The organism is Paraconexibacter algicola, assembly GCF_003044185.1.
In the GTDB taxonomy this organism is placed as follows: domain Bacteria; phylum Actinomycetota; class Thermoleophilia; order Solirubrobacterales; family Solirubrobacteraceae; genus Paraconexibacter; species Paraconexibacter algicola.
Genome location: NZ_PYYB01000001.1, coordinates 99,341 through 118,181 on the forward strand (window position 1 = coordinate 99,341; position 18,841 = coordinate 118,181).

The window sequence follows — 18,841 nt, forward strand, 5'->3', positions numbered from 1 at the left end:
TGGCGGCTGCGATGGCCCCTCCCCCGCGCCGCGTCCTGGTGGATGCCCTCAACGTGCTCGGGAGCCGTCCGGACGGGTGGTGGCGCGACCGCCCCGCCGCGGTCACCGCGCTCGTGGCCGCCGTCGACGCGTGGTGCGCGCGGACCGGCGCGCAGGCGACCGTCGTGGTCGACGGGGCGCGCAGGCCCTACGGGGCGCCGGTGCTCGCGCGGGTCGTCACCGCGGACGGTCCCGACCCGTCGCGCCGCGACGCCGCCGACGACACGATCGTCGCGCTGCTGCAGCGGGACCGCGACCCGGGCGCGGTGACCGTGGCGACCTCCGACGGCGGATTGCGCGAGCGGGCCACGGCGCTCGGCGCACGGGTCGTCGGCGCGCGCACGTTCCGCGAGCGCGTCGACGGCGACCCGCTCGTCGCGGTGACCTCGGCCCGCGACCCGCGCGTCGCCCGCGCCGTCGCGCTGCTCCGCGCGGAGGATCCGGAGGAGCGCGTCGTCGCGCTCGAGGACGCGGACGTGATCGCGGAGGCGACCGCGCTCGGCGCCCGACCGGGCCTGCTGCTCGGCGGCCGGGACGGCGCGCCGCTCGCCGACGACGCCCGCCGCGCGCTCGGCGTGCTCGGGCAGGCCGCCGACGTCGTGGCGCTCGTGCCGCGCCCGGCCGCGCCCGACCCGGGGGAGCTCCCGGCGGGCGCGCTCGTCCTCGTGGGCGTCCGCGACGCCGGGAACGTCGGGACGATCGTCCGGACCGCGCTGGCGCTCGGCCGCCCGCGCGTCCTGCTCGACGAGGGGTGCGCGTCGCCGTGGTCGCGGCGGGCGCTGCGGGCGGCGGCGGGCGCGACGCTCGCGCCGGGCCTGGTGGCCCGCGGCGCGGACCTCGCGACGCTCGCCGCAGTCCCCGCCCGTCCGGCGCTCGCGGCGGCGGTGCCGCGGGGCGGCGTGCGGCCGGAGGAGCTGCCCGCGGGAACGGTCGTCGTCCTCGGGAGCGAGCAGCGGGGCCTCTCCGACGAGGAGATCGCGTGCTGCGACCACACGGTCACCATCCCCGCGGGCGGCTTCGAGTCGCTGAACGTCGCGGCGGCCGCGGCGATCCTCGGGTACGCGACGCGGCGCTGAGCAGGGGCCCCGACGAGGAAGGGGCATTCCCCCGATGCCCGCCGCGGGGCGGCGCCGCAGAGTGCGCTCCATGCCCTCCATCCGCCCGCCCCGTCCCCGTCCCGGAGCCGCCCTTCCCGCCGCCGCGCTGGCCGGTGCGCTCATCGCCCTGCCGTCCGCGACCGCCGTCGCCGCCCCCGCCGGACCGGCGAACCTGCGCGTCACCGCGGTCACGGCGACGACCCCGTCCGTCGCCGCGGGCGCGACCCTGGCCGTCCGCGACACGACGCGCAACACGGGCCGCGCCCGTGCCCGGGCGTCCCACACGCGGTACTACCTGAGCGCCGACGTGGCGGCATCGCTCGCGGCGCGCCGCGCCTCGACCGCCGACCCGCGCGGCGCCGACGCGGACGTCGCGCTCGTCGGTGCCCGCGCGGTGCCCGCCCTGCGACCCGCGCGTGCGGCGCGGGCCCGGCGCACCGTGCGGGTGACGGTGCCCGCCACCGTGCGGCCCGGGACCTACCGGCTGCTCGCGTGCGCCGACGACCGGGGCGCCGTCCGCGAGGCACGGGAGACCGACAACTGCCGTGCCGGCGGCCCGGTCACCGTGTCGGGCGGGACCGCCGCGACCGGGGACTTCACGTCGTTCAACGACGCCCTCGCCGTGCTGCCCGACGCCCGGATCGCGTCGCAGCTCCCCTCCCTGAAGGGCCTCGGCTGCACCCCCGCGGTCCCCCGCCGCGCGGTGAAGGATCTCCGTGCCGCGCTGCGCGGTGCGCGGGCCGCGCTCACGGTGCAGGTCGGCGCGCCCGCCATGGCGGCGTTCGCGTCCTCGACCGAGGCGCGCACGGCGGACGCTGCGCGTGGCGCGGCGCTCGGCGCGCTGACCGAGGGCAACCTGGGCGCCGCACTCGTCGCCCAGCTGCGCGCCGCCGAGCTCGCACCGCACGACCGCGACGTGCTCCAGAACACGGCCGCGCTCGCGACCAGCGCCGGCCTGCCCAACGAGGCGCTCGCGCTGCTCGACGCGGCGACGAAGGCCGACCCGGTGACGCCGCTCGCCTCGGGACTGGACCGTCGCGCCGGTGCCGCGCAGATCCGGGCGGTCGCGCTGCAGCAGCTCGGTCGTGCCGCGGAGGCCCGGACCGTGCTCGCCCGGGTGCCCGCGCTCGATCCCGCGCTGGGCGCGGAGGCCGCGTCGTCGCAGGCCGCCGACCTCCTGTGCGCCGGCGGCAGCGACGCGGCGGTGATCGCGAAGCTCCGCCGGTCGGCCAAACGGCGGGCCACGGCGACCGGTGAGCCGACGCCGCCGACGGCCTTCGACGAGTCCGGCGGGCGGGCCAGCACGCTGCGGCCGTTCCGGTTCCCGGCCAACCCCCGGCAGGCGGCGGAGCTGAAGCCGTACTACGACGACCTCGCGATGGGCCGCGCCGCCGCGGAGATCGACGCGCGCAACCAGGCCCGCGACGAGGTCCAGGCGCGGCTGCGCGACCGCGAGGTCGGTCCGGCCCAGCGCCGGCGCGAGCTCGCGCTGCGCCGGGTCATCAGCCAGGTCCACGCGCGTCCGGAGGCGAAGGCGCTGTTCGACGCGGCCGGCCGCGAGGTCGACGAGGCGATCACGATCAGCAACGCGTTCTTCAACCCGCCGGACGGCCAGGAGAGCCGCTGGCTGGAGCTGTCCCGCGCCGCCTCGGACGCGTGCCGCAACGTGCGGCCCAACCCCCGGCCGTGCGAGATCCAGCGGATGCGGGAGACCTGCACGCCGGAGGTGAAGGCCGCGACGGCACGGATCGTCGACCACCTCTCCCGGGCCCGCGCGTACGCCGAGCAGGAGCTCGCACTGCAGTCGCGGATCATCAGCGGCCTCGCGTCGAACTTCGACGACCCGGACAACCGCGCCGAGCAGGTCCTGCTGATCCAGAGCCTCGAGCACATCGCGTCGCTGAGCTTCATCGGACCGCTGCAGGGCTGGGGCGTCCATCTGCGGCGGACCTACGACGAGTGCGTCGAGTCCCCCGACGGCTCGGCCGACCCCGCGGCGGCCACGCCCGACGCCGCCGCCGGGAGCATCGAGGGCCCGGAGGCGTGCAACGCGGTGACGAAGTCGTTCAACTTCGTCCTCGACACGAGCAAGCTCATCGACCTGCCGACGAAGCTCCCGAAGATCAAGGTCAACTGCGAGCGCATCCAGGTCGCCTACGAGTTCGGGAAGTCGAACTGGGCGCAGGCGTTCGCGCAGGTGGACTGGAAGTTCCGCGCCGGCACGGTGACCGCGTTCGTCGGGGTCCGCGGGAAGATCGAGATCGCCGGCCGCGAGGACCAGCTCAAGGGCGGCCTCTACATCACGGCGTCGAAGGACGGGGTCGAGGACCTCGGCTTCCGCGTCAGCCCGGGCAGCTCCGTGAAGATCGGGCCGGTCGTCGAGATCCAGACCAAGGCCGACTGGGACCTGTCGTTCGTCCCGGGCTTCCAGGCGCTCGGGGGGCTGGTCTCCGGGGTCTAGCCGAGCTGCTCGAGCAGGCGGTCCAGGAAGGCCGCCTGCGCCCGCACGAGCTTCACCCGCGCCGCCTCGGTCCCGAACCAGGCGGCGCGGTCGATCTCCGGGAAGACCTGGGTGCGACCGGAGCGGGGCGGCCACTCCAGCTCGAAGGTCCCGGGCACGATCGCGTCGACGTCGAGGTCCCCGGCGACCGCCCACGCGGTGACGCGCTTGCCGCCGGACTGGCGGATCTCCCCGAGCTCCAGCCGCGGGCCGTCCGGGAGCGGCAGGCCGAGTTCCTCGCGGAACTCGCGGCGGGCGGCGTCCCACGGGTCCTCGGTGGCCGGGTCGTACTCGCCCTTGGGGATCGACCACGCACCGTCGTCCTTGCGGGCCCAGAACGGGCCGCCCATGTGCCCGAGCAGCACCTCGGGACCCTCCGGTCCGGCGCGGTGCAGCACGATCCCGGCGCTGTGGCGCACCCCGCTCAGGCGGGCGGGCCGTAGACGCGGGCGTACTCGGCCAGGAGATGGTCCAGCGGCAGGTCGTCCCAGGTGCCGTGGTCGCGCAGGTACTCCATGTAGCGGCCGCCCTGCGCGTCGAACTGGTGCAGCAGCGCGTCGCTCGTGCCGTCGAACTCCAGCGGCTCGACGCCGAAGCGCGCGCACAGCTCGGCGTTGAACGCGGAGCTCGCCTTGCGCCACGCGCCGTCGATCCAGAGGGTCGAGTAGCCGTGGTAGACGAACAGGTCGGTGCCCATCTGCTCGGCGAGCCGCTCGGACTGCAGGTGGTTCTTCACGTCGGCGAACCCCAGTCGCGAGGGCACGCCGAGTGCCCGCGCGCCCGCGGTGAGCACGACGGACTTCGGCACGCAGTAGCCGCGGCCCGCGTCGAGCACGGCGCTGGCCCGGTAGGCGGCCGGGTCGGTGGGCAGGTCGAAGGGGTCGTAGCGCAGCTCGTCGCGGACCGCCGCGAACAGCCGGCGGACCCGCTCGACCGCGGAGTCGGCTCCCGCGGTGACGCGCTGCACGAACGCGACGACGGTCGGGTGGTCGGCGTCGAGGAACGCCGTCGGCGCGAGGTCCGCGTCGGTCGGCGGCGCGTCGGGCGGGGTGACGGTCGGCATCGGCGGAGTCTGGCATGCCCGGCGGTGCCCTCCCGACACCAGAAGATCCTCCAGTTCGTGGCGCCCGACCATATGGTTTGACCTCCAAGCATCGCTACGGTGGATGCATGAGCGAGATCGAGCGGTTGGGCGTCGTCGGAGCGGGCTTCATGGGCTCGGGCATCGCGGAGTCGTGTGCGCGCGCGGGCCTGGAGGTCGTCGTCTTCGAGCCCGAGGGCCCGCCGCTGGAGCGCTCCCGCGCAGGGATCGAGCGATCGATCGCCCGCGCGGTCGGCCGCGGCAAGCTCGCCGAGGAGGACGGCGAGGCGCTCGTCGACCGCATCACCTGGACCACCGAGATCGAGGACCTGCAGCGGGTCGACGGGGTGGTCGAGGCGATCATCGAGGACGCCCGCGTCAAGGGCTCCCTGTTCAAGAAGCTCGACGCGCTGCTGCCCGACGCGCGGTTCCTCGCGTCCAACACCTCGTCGATCCCGATCGCCGAGATCGCTTCGTGGACCCGGCGCCCCGAGCGCGTCCTCGGACTGCACTTCTTCTCCCCCGTGCCGGTGATGAGCCTCGTCGAGATCGTCGTCGGCTACGACACCCACGAGGACGTCGTGGCGCTCGCCGAGGACCTCTCGCGCGACATCGGCAAGCACCCGGTGATCACGAAGGACCGCTCCGGCTTCATCGTCAACTTCCTGCTCGTCCCCTACCTGATGGCGGCGATCCGGATGTTCCAGGACGGCTTCGCCGCCCGCGAGGACATCGACGAGGCGATGAAGCAGGGCTGCGGCCACCCGATGGGCCCGCTGACGCTCGCCGACTTCATCGGCCTGGACGTCCTCTACGCGATCGGCGACTCGCTCTACGAGGAGTTCAAGCAGCCCGAGTACGCCCCGCCGCCGCTGCTCAAGCGGATGGTCGTCTCCGGCGCCCACGGCCGCAAGAGCGGCCGCGGTTTCTACGACTACGACAGCGCTCCCACCCCGACCAAGGCCATCGCATGACGACCACCGCGTTCCCCGACCTCTACGACATCCCGCAGGAGCTCCTGGACTTCCGGGACCTCGTCCGCCAGCTGGCGCAGGAGCAGATCGCGCCGCGCGCCGGCGAGATCGACCGGGCGGCCGAGTACCCGTGGGACGTCCGCCGGCTCCTCGCCGAGCAGGACGTGCTGGGGCTGCCGTTCGGCACCGAGCACGGCGGCACCGGCACCGGGACGCTGATGCTGCAGATGGCGGTCGAGGAGATCGCGAAGGTCTGCGCGTCGAGCGCGCTGATCCTCATGCTGCAGGAGCTCGGCTCGCTGCCGATCAGCCTGTTCGGCTCCGAGGAGATGAAGGAGCAGTGGCTGCCGCGCTTCGCCAGCGGCGAGCTCGCGCCCGCGTTCGCGCTGAGCGAGCCGGAGGCCGGGTCCGACCCCGCGGCGATGCGCACGACCGCGGTGCGCGAGGGCGACGAGTGGGTCCTCAACGGGACGAAGAACTGGATCTCCAACGCCGGGGTCGCCGACACCTACGTCGTCTTCGCGATCACCGACCGCGAGAACCGGCGCTCCTCCGCGTTCCTCGTCGAAGCCGACCGCGAGGGGTTCTCGATCGGCAACTACGAGCACAAGCTCGGCATCAAGGGCTCCCCGACCGGCTCGCCCGTGATGGAGGACGTGCGGATCCCGCACGAGAACCTCATCGGCGTCGAAGGCAAGGGCCTCTCCGTCGCGCTCGGCACGCTGGAGCGCACGCGGCTGGGTGCGGCGGCGCAGGCGGTGGGGATCGCGCAGGGTGCGACGGACTACGCCAACGAGTACGCGAAGGAGCGGATCGCGTTCGGCAAGCCGATCAACCAGCTGCAGGGCCTGCAGTTCAAGCTCGCCGACATGGAGACCGGGACGGCCGCCGCGCGGGAGCTGCTCTACAAGGCGTGCACGATGGTCGACCGGGGAACGCCCAACGTCGGCAAGTACACGTCGATGGCGAAGCTGTTCGCGTCAGACAACGCGATGCGCGTCACGCTCGACGCCATCCAGGTCCTCGGCGGCTACGGCTACGTGAACGAGTACCCCGTCGAGCGGATGATGCGCGACGCGAAGATCACGCAGATCTACGAGGGCACCAACGAGATCCAGCGCGTCGTCATCGCCCGCGCGATGACCGCGTAGCCGGGACCCGGACGGCGCTACAGGCGGAAGTCGGCGGCCCGCAGGTGGTGCAGGACGTCGGCGAGGGTGACGAGGTCGCCGTCGCCGACGGGCTCCATCCCGAAGCGGATGCCGTTGAGGGCGCGCGTCGCGTCGGTGGCGACGGTGCGGCCCTCGTCGGTGATCCGCGCCAGCGTCGTGCGCCGGTCGCTGGGATGACGGGTGCGCGCGACGAGGCCGAGCCGCTCGAGGCCGTCGACGAGGTTCGTGACGCTCGCGGGGTGCAGCTGCAGGCGCTCCCCCATCTTCCCGAGCGGCAGCTCTCCCGCGCGCGAGTAGAAGAGCAGCATCAGCGCCTCGTAGCGCGCGTAGGAGAGCCCGTGCGGCTCGAGCTGCTCGTTCAGGCGGGCGAGCACGACCTGGTGGGCGCGCATGAGCGAGGTGACCGCCGCCACGGGCGGGACGGTCTCGGCGCCCCAATGCTTCTCCCACTGGCGTCCGGCCTCGGCGATCGGGTCGATGGGCAGCGGTTCGGGCACGGCCCCGGGGAGCTTGCCACACGGCCCGCCGGGCCGGTCCGCCGACGCACCGGCGCGCCGGACCGATGAGTTCCGGGCACCCGGTCGGTCAGGATCGACACCCGTCCCTGACCCGAGGAGCACCCGCATGTTCGACGCCAGCATCGCCTTCCACGGCCTCGCCGTCCCCGACGTGGAGGCCGCGCGCGCCTTCTACGCCGACACGCTCGGCCTGCCCACCAGTGAGGAGATGGGCATGCTCGTCTTGCACCTCGGGTCCCAGAACACGATCGTGTACCCGAAGCCCGACCACGTGCCCGCGACGTACACGGTCCTGAACTTCCCGGTGCCCGACATCGACGCGGCCGTCGACGAGCTCGCCGCCCGCGGCGTCGAGCTGGTCCGCTACGACGGGTTCGAGCACGACGCCAAGGGCATCGTGCGCAGCGACGGCACGCGCGGCCCGCACATCGCCTGGTTCACCGACCCGGCGGGCAACGTCCACGCGGTCATGCAGGACGTCTGAGCGTCGCCCACGCGCGCACCACGACGTCGTCGCCGCGGCGCGCCTGCAGCGTCACGGCGACGCCGTCCACGTCACCGGTCAGCAGCAGCTCGTCCCCGGGCCACACCTGGCCGGTGAACCGCACGCGGTAGGACGCGACGTTCCCGGGCCCCGCCCAGCGGGCCAGACGCGCGGCGACGATCCCGCCGCTCAGCAGGCCCATCGCGAACACGCCGTCGCTGCCCGCGGCGCGCGCGAACGCGTCGTCGTGGTGGATCGGGTTGAAGTCGCCGCCCGCCCCCGCGTAGCGGACGATGTCCGTGCGGGTGATCGGCCCGATCCGCTGCGGCGGGAACGCGCTCACGCGCCCGTCTCCACGAAGACGTGGCGCTGGACGGCGACGACCGCGCCGGCGGGATCGGTGAACGTGGTCGCGAACGTCGCGCGGGTCATCGTGCCGCCGCGCCGGCCCTCGCGGGTGTCGAGCGCCTCCACGACGGTCGTGCCGGTCAGCACGTCGCCCGCCCGCACGGGCCGGACGAGGTCCCAGGACGCCTCGCCGTGCAGCAGCCGCTCGACGTCCATCCCGATCGCCAGCGGCGCGTCGATGATGCCGTCGGCGCGCAGGTGGTCGGCGAGCACGAGCGCGGTCGGGGGCGCGACGGCGCCCCAGGCGTCCGGGTCCTCCCCGAACGCGCGGGCGAGCTCGCGCAGCTTGCCCGGCTCGATCGTCACGGTGACGGTGTCGAGCGCGCGGCCGACGACGGCGGGATCGACGGGCACGCCGCTCAGCCGAGGTCGTCGAAGGAGCCGTGGCGGCCGGCGCCGCCCGCGAACCGCGACGCGCCCTCCAGGGCGGCGGTGAGCGCGCGGCGCCCGTGCTCCCACTCGACGGCCAGGGCGGCCTGCTCGTCGCGGCCGTCCTGCTGCAGCGCCGAGAGGCGGTCGCCGCGCATCGTCACCTGCGGGAAGCGGGCGAGGTCGCGGGCGAGCTCCTGCGCGGCGGCGAGGCTCGTGCCGGTGGGCACGACGCGGTTGGCGAGGCCGATCCGCTCCGCCTCGGCGGCGTCGACGGGTCGGCCGGTGAGGATGAGGTCCATCGCGCGGCTGAGCCCGATCAGCCGCGGCAGCCGGACGGTGCCGCCGTCGATCAGCGGCACGCCCCAGCGGCGGCAGAACACGCCGAACACGGCGTCCTCCTCGACGACGCGCAGGTCGCACCAGCAGGCGAGCTCGAGGCCGCCCGCGACCGCGTGCCCGGCGACCGCGGCGATCACCGGCTTGCCGAGCTGCATCCGGCTCGGACCCATCGGCCCGTCCCCGCTGCCGGGGTCGTGCATCCGGTTGGCGCGGTCGGAGCCCAGCGCCTTGAGGTCGGCCCCGGCGCAGAACGAGCCGCCCTCCCCGTACAGGACGGCGACGGCGGCGTCCTCGTCGGCGTCGAAGGCGCGGAAGGCGTCGGCCAGCAGCGCGGCGGTCGGGCCGTCGACCGCGTTGCGGACCGCGGGACGGGACAGGATCACCGTGGTGACGGGGCCGTCGCGCTCGACGCGGACGGCGGCGGAGTCGCTCATGCCCCGACCCTAACCGCCGGGACCGTCCGCGATGATCCCGCCCGTGGCCCGCCGACGCGCCCAGGACATCGTGGTCGCGCGCGTCGGGGAGCTCGTCGTCGAGCGCGACCCGGCGCGCCCGACGGGCCGGCTGCTGCGTCAGGGCGACATGGACGCCTCTTACGTCGACCTCGCCGACGTGCGGCACCTCGAGTTCGACTACCTGCGCTGGGCGCGGCTCGTGCTGCGCGCGGCCGGGGCGCGCCGCGTCCTGCACGTCGGCGGGGCGGGCTGCGCGCTGGCCCGGGCCCTGGCCGACGAGGACCGCGAGGGCCGCCAGGAGGTCGTGGAGATCGACCCGGCGGTCCTCGAGGTCGCGCGCGAGCACCTGGGACTGCGCCGGGCGCCCGGGCTGCGCGTCCGCGTCGGCGACGGCCGCGAGCGGATCGCGGCGCGCCCCGACGACAGCCACGACGCGATCGTGCTCGACGCGTTCGTCGGCGCCCGCGTGCCCCGCCACCTCGTCACGCTCGAGGCGCTGACGGACGCGGCGCGGGTGGCGCCGCTGACCCTGGTGAACCTCGTCGACACGCGCGCGCTCGACGACACGCGCGCGGTCGCCGCGTCGCTGCTGCGGGCCTACGAGCACGTCGTCGCTCTCGGGGCGCGCGGGCTCCGCGGGGCGGGGAACGTCGTGCTCGCGGGTGCCGCCGCACCGCTGCCCGCGGCGCGCCTGGAGTCAGCGGCCGCCGCCGACCGTTCCCCCGCGCGGCTGGTGCTCGGCACCGACCTTGCGCGGCTCGTCGGCGGCGTCCAGCCCTGGCGGGACCTCGGCGTGGGTTGACGGAGTGGTGTCCCAGACGGCACCGCAGGACCAGCAGACGTCGGACTGTCCGGCCATCGGCGCGGTGCACGTCCGGCAGAGGCGGGGCCGGTGACGGCTCACGCTCCTCATGATCGGTCCCGGTGGCCGCGGAGAGCGACCGCCGCCGCGGGCGCCTCGCTCCGCGGGGAGCGATCGGTCATCAGGGAGTAGCCGAGGACGCGCTCGGCACGGGACTCCGGTAGCAGTGGCTCGCCGCATTGCGGACAGGCCGTGGGGGGAGCTGCGGTCGCGCGGGAGCAGCGCAGTCGACAGCTTGGGCAACAGAGATGGGTCATTGGGACCCTTTCGTTGGACGCCCGAGGGGTCAGTGTAGCCCACCTCGCCCGGGGGGCCACCGGCCCGACGTCTATGCTCGGCCTCCTAGGGCATCAATCGAAAGGGGTTTCCCTTGCCCCGTCACCAGCCCCACCGCTCCGACCCGGTCGGCCGTCCCGAGGAGGACGTCGTCCTGCGCAGCTCCCCCGATGGAAAGGGCGAGGCAGTCCTCGCAACGCGTGCGTTCGCCGCCGGAGAGACCGTGATGACCGGCTTCCTCGTCGGCGCCCTGACCGGCAACGACTCCCACGCCACGCAGGTTGGCCGGGATGCGTGGGCCCGCCACGGCGGACTGGGTCCGAAGGTCAACCACTCCTGTGACCCGAACTGCGGCGTCCGCCTGAACGACGCGTGCGCCTTCGACTTCGTCGCCCGCCGTGCGATCGCCGATTGCGAGGAGGTGACGTTCGACTACGCCATGCGGAACTTCACGATCGACCACTTCCCGATCGCGTGCCTGTGCGGCGCCCGGAACTGTCGAGGGGCGGTCACGGGATGGAAGAGCCTCCCCGCCGACCGCAAGCGGGCGTACGGTGCCCTGGTCGCACCGTACCTGCTGGCCATCGACGCCGAGCGCGCGGGCTAGCCGCGCACGCGGTCGGCCCAGCCCAGCGCGGTCCCGGCGAGCTCGAGCAGGGCCTGGTCGAGCGCCTGGGCGTCGCGGGCCGAGCGGGCGCGCGCGACCTCGCGCACGGCGGCGGCGAGGGCGCCCGGCCCGTGGTCGGGCGCGGCCCCGGCGACGCCGTCGACCAGCGCGAGCCGATTGCGCCGCCGGCGGGCGAGCCGGTCGGCGGGCGTCTCGGACTGCGGGGCGGGCTCGAGGCCGGCGGCGGCGACGGCGGCGCTGAGCGTCCCGAAGTGGTGGCGCACGGTCGGCAGGCTCGGCCAGTCCCCCTCGTAGTAGCGCTCGATCCGCCACTCCTGGCGGGTGCGGCGCGCGCGGTAGGGGTCGAGGTCGGTCTGCGTCGGGGGCTCGCCGAAGCGGCGCGTCCACTCGCGGATCGCGCGCAGGACGGCGTCCGGTCCGGTGAGGTTGGGCTTGCGGCCGCGCGGGCGCGGGGGCTCGAGCCCGGCTGCGGCGATCGCCTCGCCGAGCGTGCGGAACTGGCGGCGCACCATCCGGATCGTCGGCCACGTCCCGCGCTCGAACCGCTCGGCGCGCCACACCTGCCCGCGGGCCCGGGCGCGTGAGGGCTCCCAGTCGATCGTCAGCGGTGGCGCGCCGTGCTCGGCGGTCCAGGCCTGGATCGCCGCGATGATCTCGTCGCGGCCGAAGCGGCGGGCGCGGGGGCGGCCGACCGGGCGTGCGGTGGGACGGCGCTCGACCTCGAAGACGGTGCTCATGCGGGGGGCTCCTCGTCGAAGTACTCGGGGTGGGCGGCCTGGATCTCCCCGAGCTGCGAGGTGACCTGGCGGAGGTGGTGGCGCATCGCCGACTCGGCCGCGTCGGCGTCCCGGGCGGCGACCGCGGCGACGACGGCGCGGTGCTCGGCGAGCATGTCGGCGAGGAAGCCGGGAGCGGGGAGCGACAGCCGCCGGACGCGGTCGAGCTGGCCGTTGGCGCGTTGGGCGAGCGTCCAGGCGATCGGCCGCCCGCTGGCGAGCGCGAGCAGCCGGTGCAGCTCCCCGTCGAGCGCGTCGAAGCGGACCGGGTCGGCCCGGTCGACGACGCGCTCCTGCATCGCGAGGTTGGCCTGCAGCTCGTCGAGCAGGTCGGTGGTGGCGGCGCGCGCGGCGAGTCGCACGGACGCGCACTCGAGCGCCTCGCGGACGAACGCCGCGTCCTCGACCGCCTGGCGGCTGATCCGCGTGACGAAGGTGCCGAGCTGCGGCACGATCGCGACGAGCCGCTCCTCGCGCAGCAGCGCGAGCGCCTCCCGGATCGGGGTGCGGCTGACGCCGAGCTCCCCGGCGAGCTCGTTCTCGGACAGCCGCCGGCCGGGGTCCAGCTGCGCGGTGGTGATCGCGTCCCGCAGCGTCGCGTACACGCGGTCCCGGGTCGGTTCTCCGGGTCGGCCGCTGTCGGACAGGACGAGCTGCATGGGCTGCGTACTAGTATACAAGCGCCCCCGCGGTGCCCGGAGAGCGCCGTGGTCGGCGCCCCGGGAGCCCCCGGGACGCCGACCGGCGGACCCCGCCCTAGCGGGTGCGGGTCGCGCCCACCGGGACGGTGAGCGTCGTCTTCGCGGTGCCGATCCCGACCGCGACGACGGCCTTCGTCCGCGAGCTCAGGCGCCGCGTCGAGCGGACCGTCACGGCCACGCGCCCGCTGCCCGTCGCGCTGACCTTGCGGCGCGAGAACTGCAGCCGTGCGGACACGCGCACGCGACCGGCGGGCCGCCCGATCGGGCTGACCGTGCAGCGGATCGACCGGCGCGAGCTCGTCAGCGAGCAGGTCACGCGCACGATCGCCGCGTCGCCCTTCTCGCCCTTCGGGCCGGCCGGGCCTGCCGGACCGGGCGCCCCGACGGGACCGGGCGCCCCGACGGGGCCCACCGGACCGGCCGGGCCGGGCGCCCCCGCCGGGCCCGCCGGGCCCGCGGACGCGGCCGACACGGTGCGGGCCTCGCTCGTGGCGTCGCCGTCGCCGGCGGCGTTCACGCCGGTGACCACGCAGCGCAGCTGCGCGCCGAGGTCCGCCCCGGTGACCGCGTAGGTGCCCGCGCCCTGACCGGGCACGACGACGCCGTCACGGGTCCAGGCGAACCGCGTCTCGGTCGGGGACGGGTCGAACGTCGGCACCTGGCAGGTGACCGTCTCCCCGACGACCGGGCTGCCGGTGAGGACCGGACGGCCCGTCGGGATCGGGGACTCGATCTCCGCCGGGGCGGCGAGGACCGTCACGTCCCGCGTGATCGTGGTGACGTTGCCCGCATCGTCCTCCGCCTCGGCGGTGAGCGTCACCGTCGAGCCGACGTCGGAGGCGGCCGGGGTCCACCGCAGCTGGTGCGGGAACGACACCTTCGTGGCGACCAGCCGGCCGCCGACCTGCAGCCGCACCTCGCGCAGGTCGCCCCGCTCGTCGGCGGCGTCGACCTCGATCTCCACCGGGTCACGCGGCGTCACCTGCGCCCCGGCGGCGGGCCGCAGGAACGTCGCGGTCGGGCCCGTCGTGTCGGGCGTGGCCGGCAGCAGGTACGCGAGCGTGCGCTGCATGAGCGTCGCCCGCGTGGCCGCGTCGGTCTGCTCGAACCCGAAGCCGAACGTCACGCTGTCGGGGGTCGAGATCGCCGCGCCGCCGTTGGCCGTCGTCTGACCCTGGTAGTCGAGCTCGACGCGCTCCTGGCGGATCGGCCGCTGCCCGGTGACGCTCGAGAGCGACCGCAGCCGCATCGGCGCCTTCGCCCGCGGCGTCGCCGCGCCCGTCTCGTCCTGGGTCGGGTCGGGCGCGCCGCCCGCCCCGGTGGTCGTGTCGAGCACGACCGGGTCGATGCCGGCGAAGATGCCGCCGGTGCCGAACGGGACCGCGGGGGTGCTGGCGAACGTCGTCGTCCCCGGGCCGCCCGCCCGGGCGGCGACGCCCAGGAAGTACTGCCCGAAGTCGTTGCTGATGTCGAGCTCGCGGAAGTACGCGGTCCCGGGTCGGTCGTCGTCGCCGGCCTGCCCGGGCGGGTAGGTGAACCCGTAGGCGGGCTCCTGCCACCAGGTGTAGCCGGAGTACGTCGTCAGCGACGTGCTGGTCGCGGTCTGCGGGAACCACAGGTTGCGGCCGGCGTACACGAGCTTGCCGCCGTCGTTGAGGTAGTCGCGCAGCGCCTGCCAGTTCCGCGGCCCGTAGCGGGCGACGTGCGTGGAGCCGGTGATCGACGTCGCCGAGTTCAGCCGGCGGAACGTCGTGTCGGTGACCGTCTCGGTGGTGTCCTGCGGGACGAGGTCGTCCCCGGTCTCGTAGACGACGGCGTCGAAGTGCGAGAGCACGCCGAGCCGCGACAGGTACTTCGTGCCCGCGGCACCGCCCGGGCCGGCGGGCGGGGCGTCGAGGTCGTAGACCTCGGTGCGGTAGCCGGCGGCGGGCACCGCATCGACGTACGCGTCGGCGTACCGCGGAGCGCTCGCGTACGGCGTGCGGTTCGGCGAGACGCCGGTGTAGTCCTCGGCCGCGACGACGAGCACGCGCTTGTCGGTGGCCGGGGCGGTCGAGGCGACGCGGTAGCGGAAGTCCTGCCGCTGGCCGCCCGCGCGGATGCTGACGGTGACGACGTCCCCGGTGGCCAGGGGCCGCGGGGTCGCGGTGGTGCCGGGCTGCACGAACGTCGCGGGCGGCACGACGCGCATCCGGCGGTAGTACGTGCCGCGCAGGTCGCCGAAGCGCTCACCGCCACGGACCTCGCTCATGCGGAGCGTGAGCGTGCGGGACGCCCCGCCGGGACCGGTCGCGACGGAGACGGTCGCGTCGACCGGGCCGAGGATGCGGCGGACGTTGGCCTCCAGCGGCTGGACGCTGCCGAACGACACCGGGAAGCTGTCGGCCTCGATGTCCGGGGCGCCCTTGACCTGGTAGGAGGACTGGTCCTGGTTGGCGTTGACGGGCCGGTCGGGGCGGTCCCGGTCGGTGACCGTCTGGGCGACGTTGCGCGCGAAGTCGAGGTTCTTCTCGAAGACCGCCTCGACCTTGCCCTCGTCGTCGGGGAAGGTGAAGCCGGAGCCGGCGCAGAAGGTGCCGCCGCCCGCGGTGTCGCACTCGTCGAGCTCGGGCGTCCAGGCCATCGCGCGGTACTTGTTGTACGCGTGGTCGGTGGTCTCGCCGTTGGTCACGTAGAGGTCGGAGGACCGCTGCGAGATGTACGGGTCGACGGCCGCGTCGCCGTCGGTGCCGGTGAGCGCGACGAACCAGGGGTTGTCGTCGGTGGAGGCGTCGGTGATGTAGCCGAACGGGTAGAGCAGCAGCTGCGCGGCGGAGTGGTAGTTGATGACCGCCTCGGGACCGATCTTGCGCAGCAGCCGGTCGTAGGCGACGTTCTCGGCCTCCGACAGCGGGAACGGCCCGCGGTAGACCGCGGAGCTCGTCGCGTTGGACGCGCCCTCCTGGTCCATGTCCCAGGCGGTCGGGAAGTTGCGGTTGGGGTCGACGCCGTCCTGCGCGCCGCCGAAGATCCCGTCGTCGTCGTTGTCGCGCAGCGTCTTGCGCCAGAGACGGTTGTTGCTCGTCTGCACGACGCCGTTGGCGTCGACGTACTGGTAGGTGCCGGTGGCGGGGTTCAGCTGCGAGCCGCAGGCGGTGTTGGCGGGCCCGACGCCGCAGGTGAACGTGTAGTCGTAGCCGTCGGGGTTCATGATCGGCAGGAACCACAGCTCGGCGCGCTCGAGCAGGTCCTTGGTGGTGCCGCTGTCGGCGTGCTCGAGGAACCAGCGGGGCATGCGGCGGGCGGTCTCCGCGGCGATCCACTCGCGGGCGTGGTTGACGCCCGAGTAGAGGACGGCGGGCCGCTCGCCGTCGCGGACGTTGCGGGCGTCCTTGGTGACCTTCAGCGCGAGGATCGGCTTGCCGCGCTGCGAGACGCCGATCTGCACGAGCTTGGCCATGTCGCGGTGCTCGGCGGCGAGCGCGCGCAGCTCGTCGGCGATGCCACCCGCCTCCGAGTAGGTGCGGTAGACGTCGTAGAAGGCGTTCGGGGAGTCGCCGCCGGTCTCCGGCTTGACGATCGCGCGGGCGGAGCGCGACCGGCGGGCGGCCCGCTCCATCGCGTCGCGCGGCGCGACGGTCGCGGCGGTGACCTCGGTGAGGTCCAGCCCGGCCCGCTCGACGGCCGCCGCCTGACTGGGCAGCAGGTCGACGACGATGCGCTGCGGGGCGAGCTTGCGCTGGTCGAAGCCGGTGTGGCCGATGTCGACGCCGACGTCGGCCAGCAGGCTGACGGTCGAGCGCTCGACGGTGGCCTCGTAGGCCTCGATCGTCTCGGCGGCGCCGGCCGGGGCCGATGCCCCGAGCACGCCGAAGGACGCCAGGGCGAGCGCGTTCAGCGCCGCCCTTCGCGGATACCTCATGGGGAACCTCTCCTGATGTGAACGGCGGGTGAACTGGCTGTTGCGCTGGCCGGGCCATCTCACCCGACCGGATGTGCGTCACGCAACGCAGCTTGGACACCCCGGCCTGAATCCGGATGGAGGTTCGACAGTCCGTCGCACTTGCGTTCACCTTCACGGGCGCCGCCGAGGAGGGCGCCCACCCGTGGTCGCCCGCGGAGACCGCGGCCCCGGGACGTCCGTCCGGGGCCGCGGCGCGGGCGTCGGGGCCTCAGGCCACCGACTGCTTGCGCAGGGTGGGCTTGTCGATCTTGCCGACGGGGTTCTTCGGCAGCTCGTCGCGCAGCTCGATGAGCACCGGCCGCTTGTACTTCGCCAGCTGCTCCTCGCAGAGCGCGTGCAGGTCCTCGACCGTGGTGGTCGCGTCGGGGCGCAGCGCGACGTAGGCGACGACGACCTCGCCGAGCACGTCGTCGGGCCGGCCGATCACCGCCGCCTCGAGCACGCCCTCGTCGGTGTAGAGGACCGACTCGATCTCCTTCGGGTAGATGTTCTCCCCGCCGCGGATGATCATGTCCTTGATCCGGTCGACGATCTTCAGGTACCCGTCCTCGTCGAAGATGCCGACGTCACCGGTGTGCAGCCAGCCGTCGACGATCGTCTTGGCGGTCTCCTCGGGCTTGTTGAGGTAGCCGCGCATGACGACCGGGCCCTTGATGACGACCTCGCCGCGCTCGCCGTGCGGCAGGATGGTGCCGTCCTCGCCCATGATCTCGACCTGCTGGCCGGGCATCGGGATCCCGACCGTGCCGGGCTTGCGCTTCCCCTCCACCGGGTTGATCACCGAGGCGCAGGTGCCCTCCGAGAGGCCGTAGCCCTCGACGAGCACGACGTCGAACCGCTCCTCGACGCGGTGGATGAGCTCGGCGGGCATGGGCGCCGCACCGCAGATGACGAGCCGCAGCGAGGACGTGTCGGCGACCTGGTCGTCGGGGAGCGCGGAGAGCATCGCGTAGATCGCGGGGACCGCCGAGAAGTACGTGGGGCGCACGGCGGCGACGGTGTCGAAGAACGTCGACGGGCTGAACTTCGCGACGATCGTGACGCGGCCGCCCGCGAGCAGCGGCGTGAGCGTGCCCGCGACGATGCCGTTGGCGTGGAACAGCGGCAGCACCAGCAGGCTGTGGTCGGCGTCGGTGATCAGCAGGTGCGTCCCGGCGCTCTCGCACATGCTCAGCAGGTTGGAGTGGTCGAGCATGACGCCCTTGGGCTTTCCGGTCGTGCCGCTCGTGTAGATCAGCAGCGCGAGGTCCGAGGGGTCCTGCGGCGGCGCCGGCAGCGCGGTGTCCCCGACGTCCTGCAGCAGCGCCTCGAGGCCGAGCACCTGGCCCTCGATCTGCAGGCCCTCGCCGATGATCGCCTTCGCCCCCGCGTCGTCGACCTGGTACTGCATCTCGGTCGGCGTCAGCACCGGGTTGACCGGCGTGATCGCCGCCCCGATCCGCCAGGACGCGAACAGCGCGACGATCAGCTCGTGGCGGTTGGGGAGGATCACCGCCGTGGTGTCCCCCGGCCCGACCCCGGCGCGCACGAGCGCCGCGGCGGCCCGCTCGACGCGGTCGTGCAGCCCCGCGTTGTCGAGCTGCACGTGGTCGTCCCAGACGGCCGGGGCGTCGGGGGCCTGGGAGGCGCGCATCGCGGGCAGCTCGGCGAAGGTCGTCAGCGCGGCGCGGCGCTCTTCCATGGTCGTCATCGGTCTCTCCTGGCGTGGTGGGTCGCGTCCGAGGCTCCCACGTCGTCCGCGACCGCTGTATGGGGAGCAGGGACGAACCGGCACCCCGCGGGCTGTGGAGAGCCGACAGGCGCTCAGCCGCCGCCGCGGGCGCGCACGGCGGCGACGACCGCCTCGAAGCGGTCCTGCTCGAGCACGGCGCCCTCGCGGCGGATCGCGTCGGCACGGACGCGCAGGACGCGCGAGACGTCGACGTGGCTGCGACGGCCGTCGCGGTCCCACGCCCCGCTGCCGAGCTCGATCCAGTCGTCGCGGTCGGGCCGGTCCTCGTGGCTGCGGCTTGACAGCGGCACGAGCAGGACCTCGTCGCCGTCGCGGGCGATGACGACCGTCGGGCGGTCCTTGCCCTGGGAGGCGTCCTCCTCGTAGGGCACCCAGGTCCAGACGACCTCGCCGGGGTCGGCGTCCCCGTCGAGGTCCGGGTCGTAGCGGAACGCTGGCTCGCTCATGGCACAGGAACGTAACGGGGGCCGGTCGCGGCTGTGGG

The 18,841-nt window shown here is 74.5% G+C and carries 18 protein-coding genes; 7 read left to right on the forward strand and 11 right to left on the reverse strand.

All coding sequences use genetic code 11. The features are described from left to right. Positions 1-11 precede the first annotated feature (11 nt). On the forward strand, positions 12-1,115 hold the full coding sequence (locus C7Y72_RS00470; RefSeq protein WP_107566664.1) for a TrmH family RNA methyltransferase: 1,104 nt from the start codon (positions 12-14) through the stop codon (positions 1,113-1,115). A gap of 70 nt (positions 1,116-1,185) precedes the next feature. Then, positions 1,186-3,597, forward strand: coding sequence for a CARDB domain-containing protein (locus tag C7Y72_RS00475; protein ID WP_158276552.1), 2,412 nt, complete (start codon positions 1,186-1,188; stop codon positions 3,595-3,597). On the opposite strand, the gene C7Y72_RS00480 is transcribed toward C7Y72_RS00475, so the two are convergent. Beyond that, complete coding sequence (locus C7Y72_RS00480) at positions 3,594-4,055, reverse strand: NUDIX hydrolase (protein ID WP_107566666.1); 462 nt, start codon at positions 4,053-4,055, stop codon at positions 3,594-3,596. The two genes, C7Y72_RS00475 and C7Y72_RS00480, sit on opposite strands and share 4 nt — an antisense overlap. 5 nt (positions 4,056-4,060) lie before the next feature. Next, positions 4,061-4,699: a transglutaminase-like domain-containing protein gene (locus C7Y72_RS00485; RefSeq protein WP_107566667.1), complete on the reverse strand. Its 639-nt coding sequence runs from the start codon at positions 4,697-4,699 to the stop codon at positions 4,061-4,063. Positions 4,700-4,806: 107 nt separating this feature from the next. Here C7Y72_RS00485 and C7Y72_RS00490 point away from each other — a divergent pair, with 107 nt between their 5' ends. Together C7Y72_RS00490 and C7Y72_RS00495 are read left to right on the forward strand one after the other, a co-directional pair. Further along, positions 4,807-5,691 carry a 3-hydroxybutyryl-CoA dehydrogenase gene (locus C7Y72_RS00490; RefSeq protein ID WP_107566668.1) on the forward strand — a complete coding sequence of 295 codons (885 nt, stop codon included), beginning with the start codon at positions 4,807-4,809 and terminating at the stop codon, positions 5,689-5,691. Continuing rightward, on the forward strand, positions 5,688-6,842 hold the full coding sequence (locus C7Y72_RS00495) for an acyl-CoA dehydrogenase family protein (protein ID WP_107566669.1): 1,155 nt from the start codon (positions 5,688-5,690) through the stop codon (positions 6,840-6,842). Before C7Y72_RS00490 ends, C7Y72_RS00495 begins: the two co-directional genes overlap by 4 nt. Before the next feature lie 17 nt (positions 6,843-6,859). Here the strand turns inward: C7Y72_RS00495 and C7Y72_RS00500 are convergent, their stop codons facing one another. Next, positions 6,860-7,360: a MarR family winged helix-turn-helix transcriptional regulator gene (locus tag C7Y72_RS00500; RefSeq protein ID WP_107566670.1), complete on the reverse strand. Its 501-nt coding sequence runs from the start codon at positions 7,358-7,360 to the stop codon at positions 6,860-6,862. Between the two features lie 127 nt (positions 7,361-7,487). Here C7Y72_RS00500 and C7Y72_RS00505 point away from each other — a divergent pair, with 127 nt between their 5' ends. Then, positions 7,488-7,865 (forward strand): VOC family protein, encoded by a 378-nt coding sequence (locus C7Y72_RS00505; protein WP_107566671.1) that lies wholly within the window; start codon positions 7,488-7,490, stop codon positions 7,863-7,865. Here C7Y72_RS00505 and C7Y72_RS00510 read toward each other — a convergent pair. From C7Y72_RS00510 to C7Y72_RS00520, 3 genes are read right to left on the reverse strand one after another with little or no spacing between them, the layout of a single operon-like run. Continuing rightward, positions 7,849-8,208: a MaoC/PaaZ C-terminal domain-containing protein gene (locus C7Y72_RS00510; RefSeq protein WP_107566672.1), complete on the reverse strand. Its 360-nt coding sequence runs from the start codon at positions 8,206-8,208 to the stop codon at positions 7,849-7,851. The two genes, C7Y72_RS00505 and C7Y72_RS00510, sit on opposite strands and share 17 nt — an antisense overlap. Then, positions 8,205-8,627, reverse strand: a complete 423-nt coding sequence (locus C7Y72_RS00515; protein WP_158276553.1) for an FAS1-like dehydratase domain-containing protein — start codon at positions 8,625-8,627, stop codon at positions 8,205-8,207. The genes C7Y72_RS00510 and C7Y72_RS00515 overlap by 4 nt, the downstream gene beginning before the upstream one ends. Positions 8,628-8,632: 5 nt before the next feature. Then, on the reverse strand, positions 8,633-9,418 hold the full coding sequence (locus C7Y72_RS00520; protein ID WP_107566674.1) for a crotonase/enoyl-CoA hydratase family protein: 786 nt from the start codon (positions 9,416-9,418) through the stop codon (positions 8,633-8,635). A 43-nt stretch (positions 9,419-9,461) separates the two neighbouring features. Between C7Y72_RS00520 and C7Y72_RS00525 the strand changes: the two genes are divergently transcribed. After that, positions 9,462-10,241, forward strand: a complete 780-nt coding sequence (locus tag C7Y72_RS00525; RefSeq protein ID WP_107566675.1) for a spermidine synthase — start codon at positions 9,462-9,464, stop codon at positions 10,239-10,241. Positions 10,242-10,803: 562 nt separating this feature from the next. After that, positions 10,804-11,184, forward strand: coding sequence for an SET domain-containing protein-lysine N-methyltransferase (locus C7Y72_RS00530; protein WP_107566676.1), 381 nt, complete (start codon positions 10,804-10,806; stop codon positions 11,182-11,184). On the opposite strand, the gene C7Y72_RS00535 is transcribed toward C7Y72_RS00530, so the two are convergent. The 5 genes from C7Y72_RS00535 to C7Y72_RS00555 all read right to left on the reverse strand — a co-directional run bounded on the left by C7Y72_RS00535 (position 11,181) and on the right by C7Y72_RS00555 (position 18,803). Then, a complete protein-coding gene (locus C7Y72_RS00535) occupies positions 11,181-11,942 on the reverse strand; it encodes a hypothetical protein (RefSeq protein WP_107566677.1) in 762 nt (253 codons plus the stop codon). The genes C7Y72_RS00530 and C7Y72_RS00535 overlap by 4 nt on opposite strands. Continuing rightward, complete coding sequence (locus C7Y72_RS00540; protein ID WP_107566678.1) at positions 11,939-12,640, reverse strand: GntR family transcriptional regulator; 702 nt, start codon at positions 12,638-12,640, stop codon at positions 11,939-11,941. The genes C7Y72_RS00535 and C7Y72_RS00540 overlap by 4 nt, the downstream gene beginning before the upstream one ends. A gap of 97 nt (positions 12,641-12,737) precedes the next feature. Beyond that, positions 12,738-16,583 (reverse strand): M14 family zinc carboxypeptidase, encoded by a 3,846-nt coding sequence (locus C7Y72_RS00545; protein ID WP_107566679.1) that lies wholly within the window; start codon positions 16,581-16,583, stop codon positions 12,738-12,740. 250 nt (positions 16,584-16,833) lie between these two features. Then, positions 16,834-18,306: a class I adenylate-forming enzyme family protein gene (locus tag C7Y72_RS00550; RefSeq protein WP_107569503.1), complete on the reverse strand. Its 1,473-nt coding sequence runs from the start codon at positions 18,304-18,306 to the stop codon at positions 16,834-16,836. 122 nt (positions 18,307-18,428) lie between these two features. Further along, positions 18,429-18,803 (reverse strand): type II toxin-antitoxin system PemK/MazF family toxin, encoded by a 375-nt coding sequence (locus C7Y72_RS00555; protein ID WP_107566680.1) that lies wholly within the window; start codon positions 18,801-18,803, stop codon positions 18,429-18,431. Between the last annotated feature and the right edge of the window lie 38 nt (positions 18,804-18,841).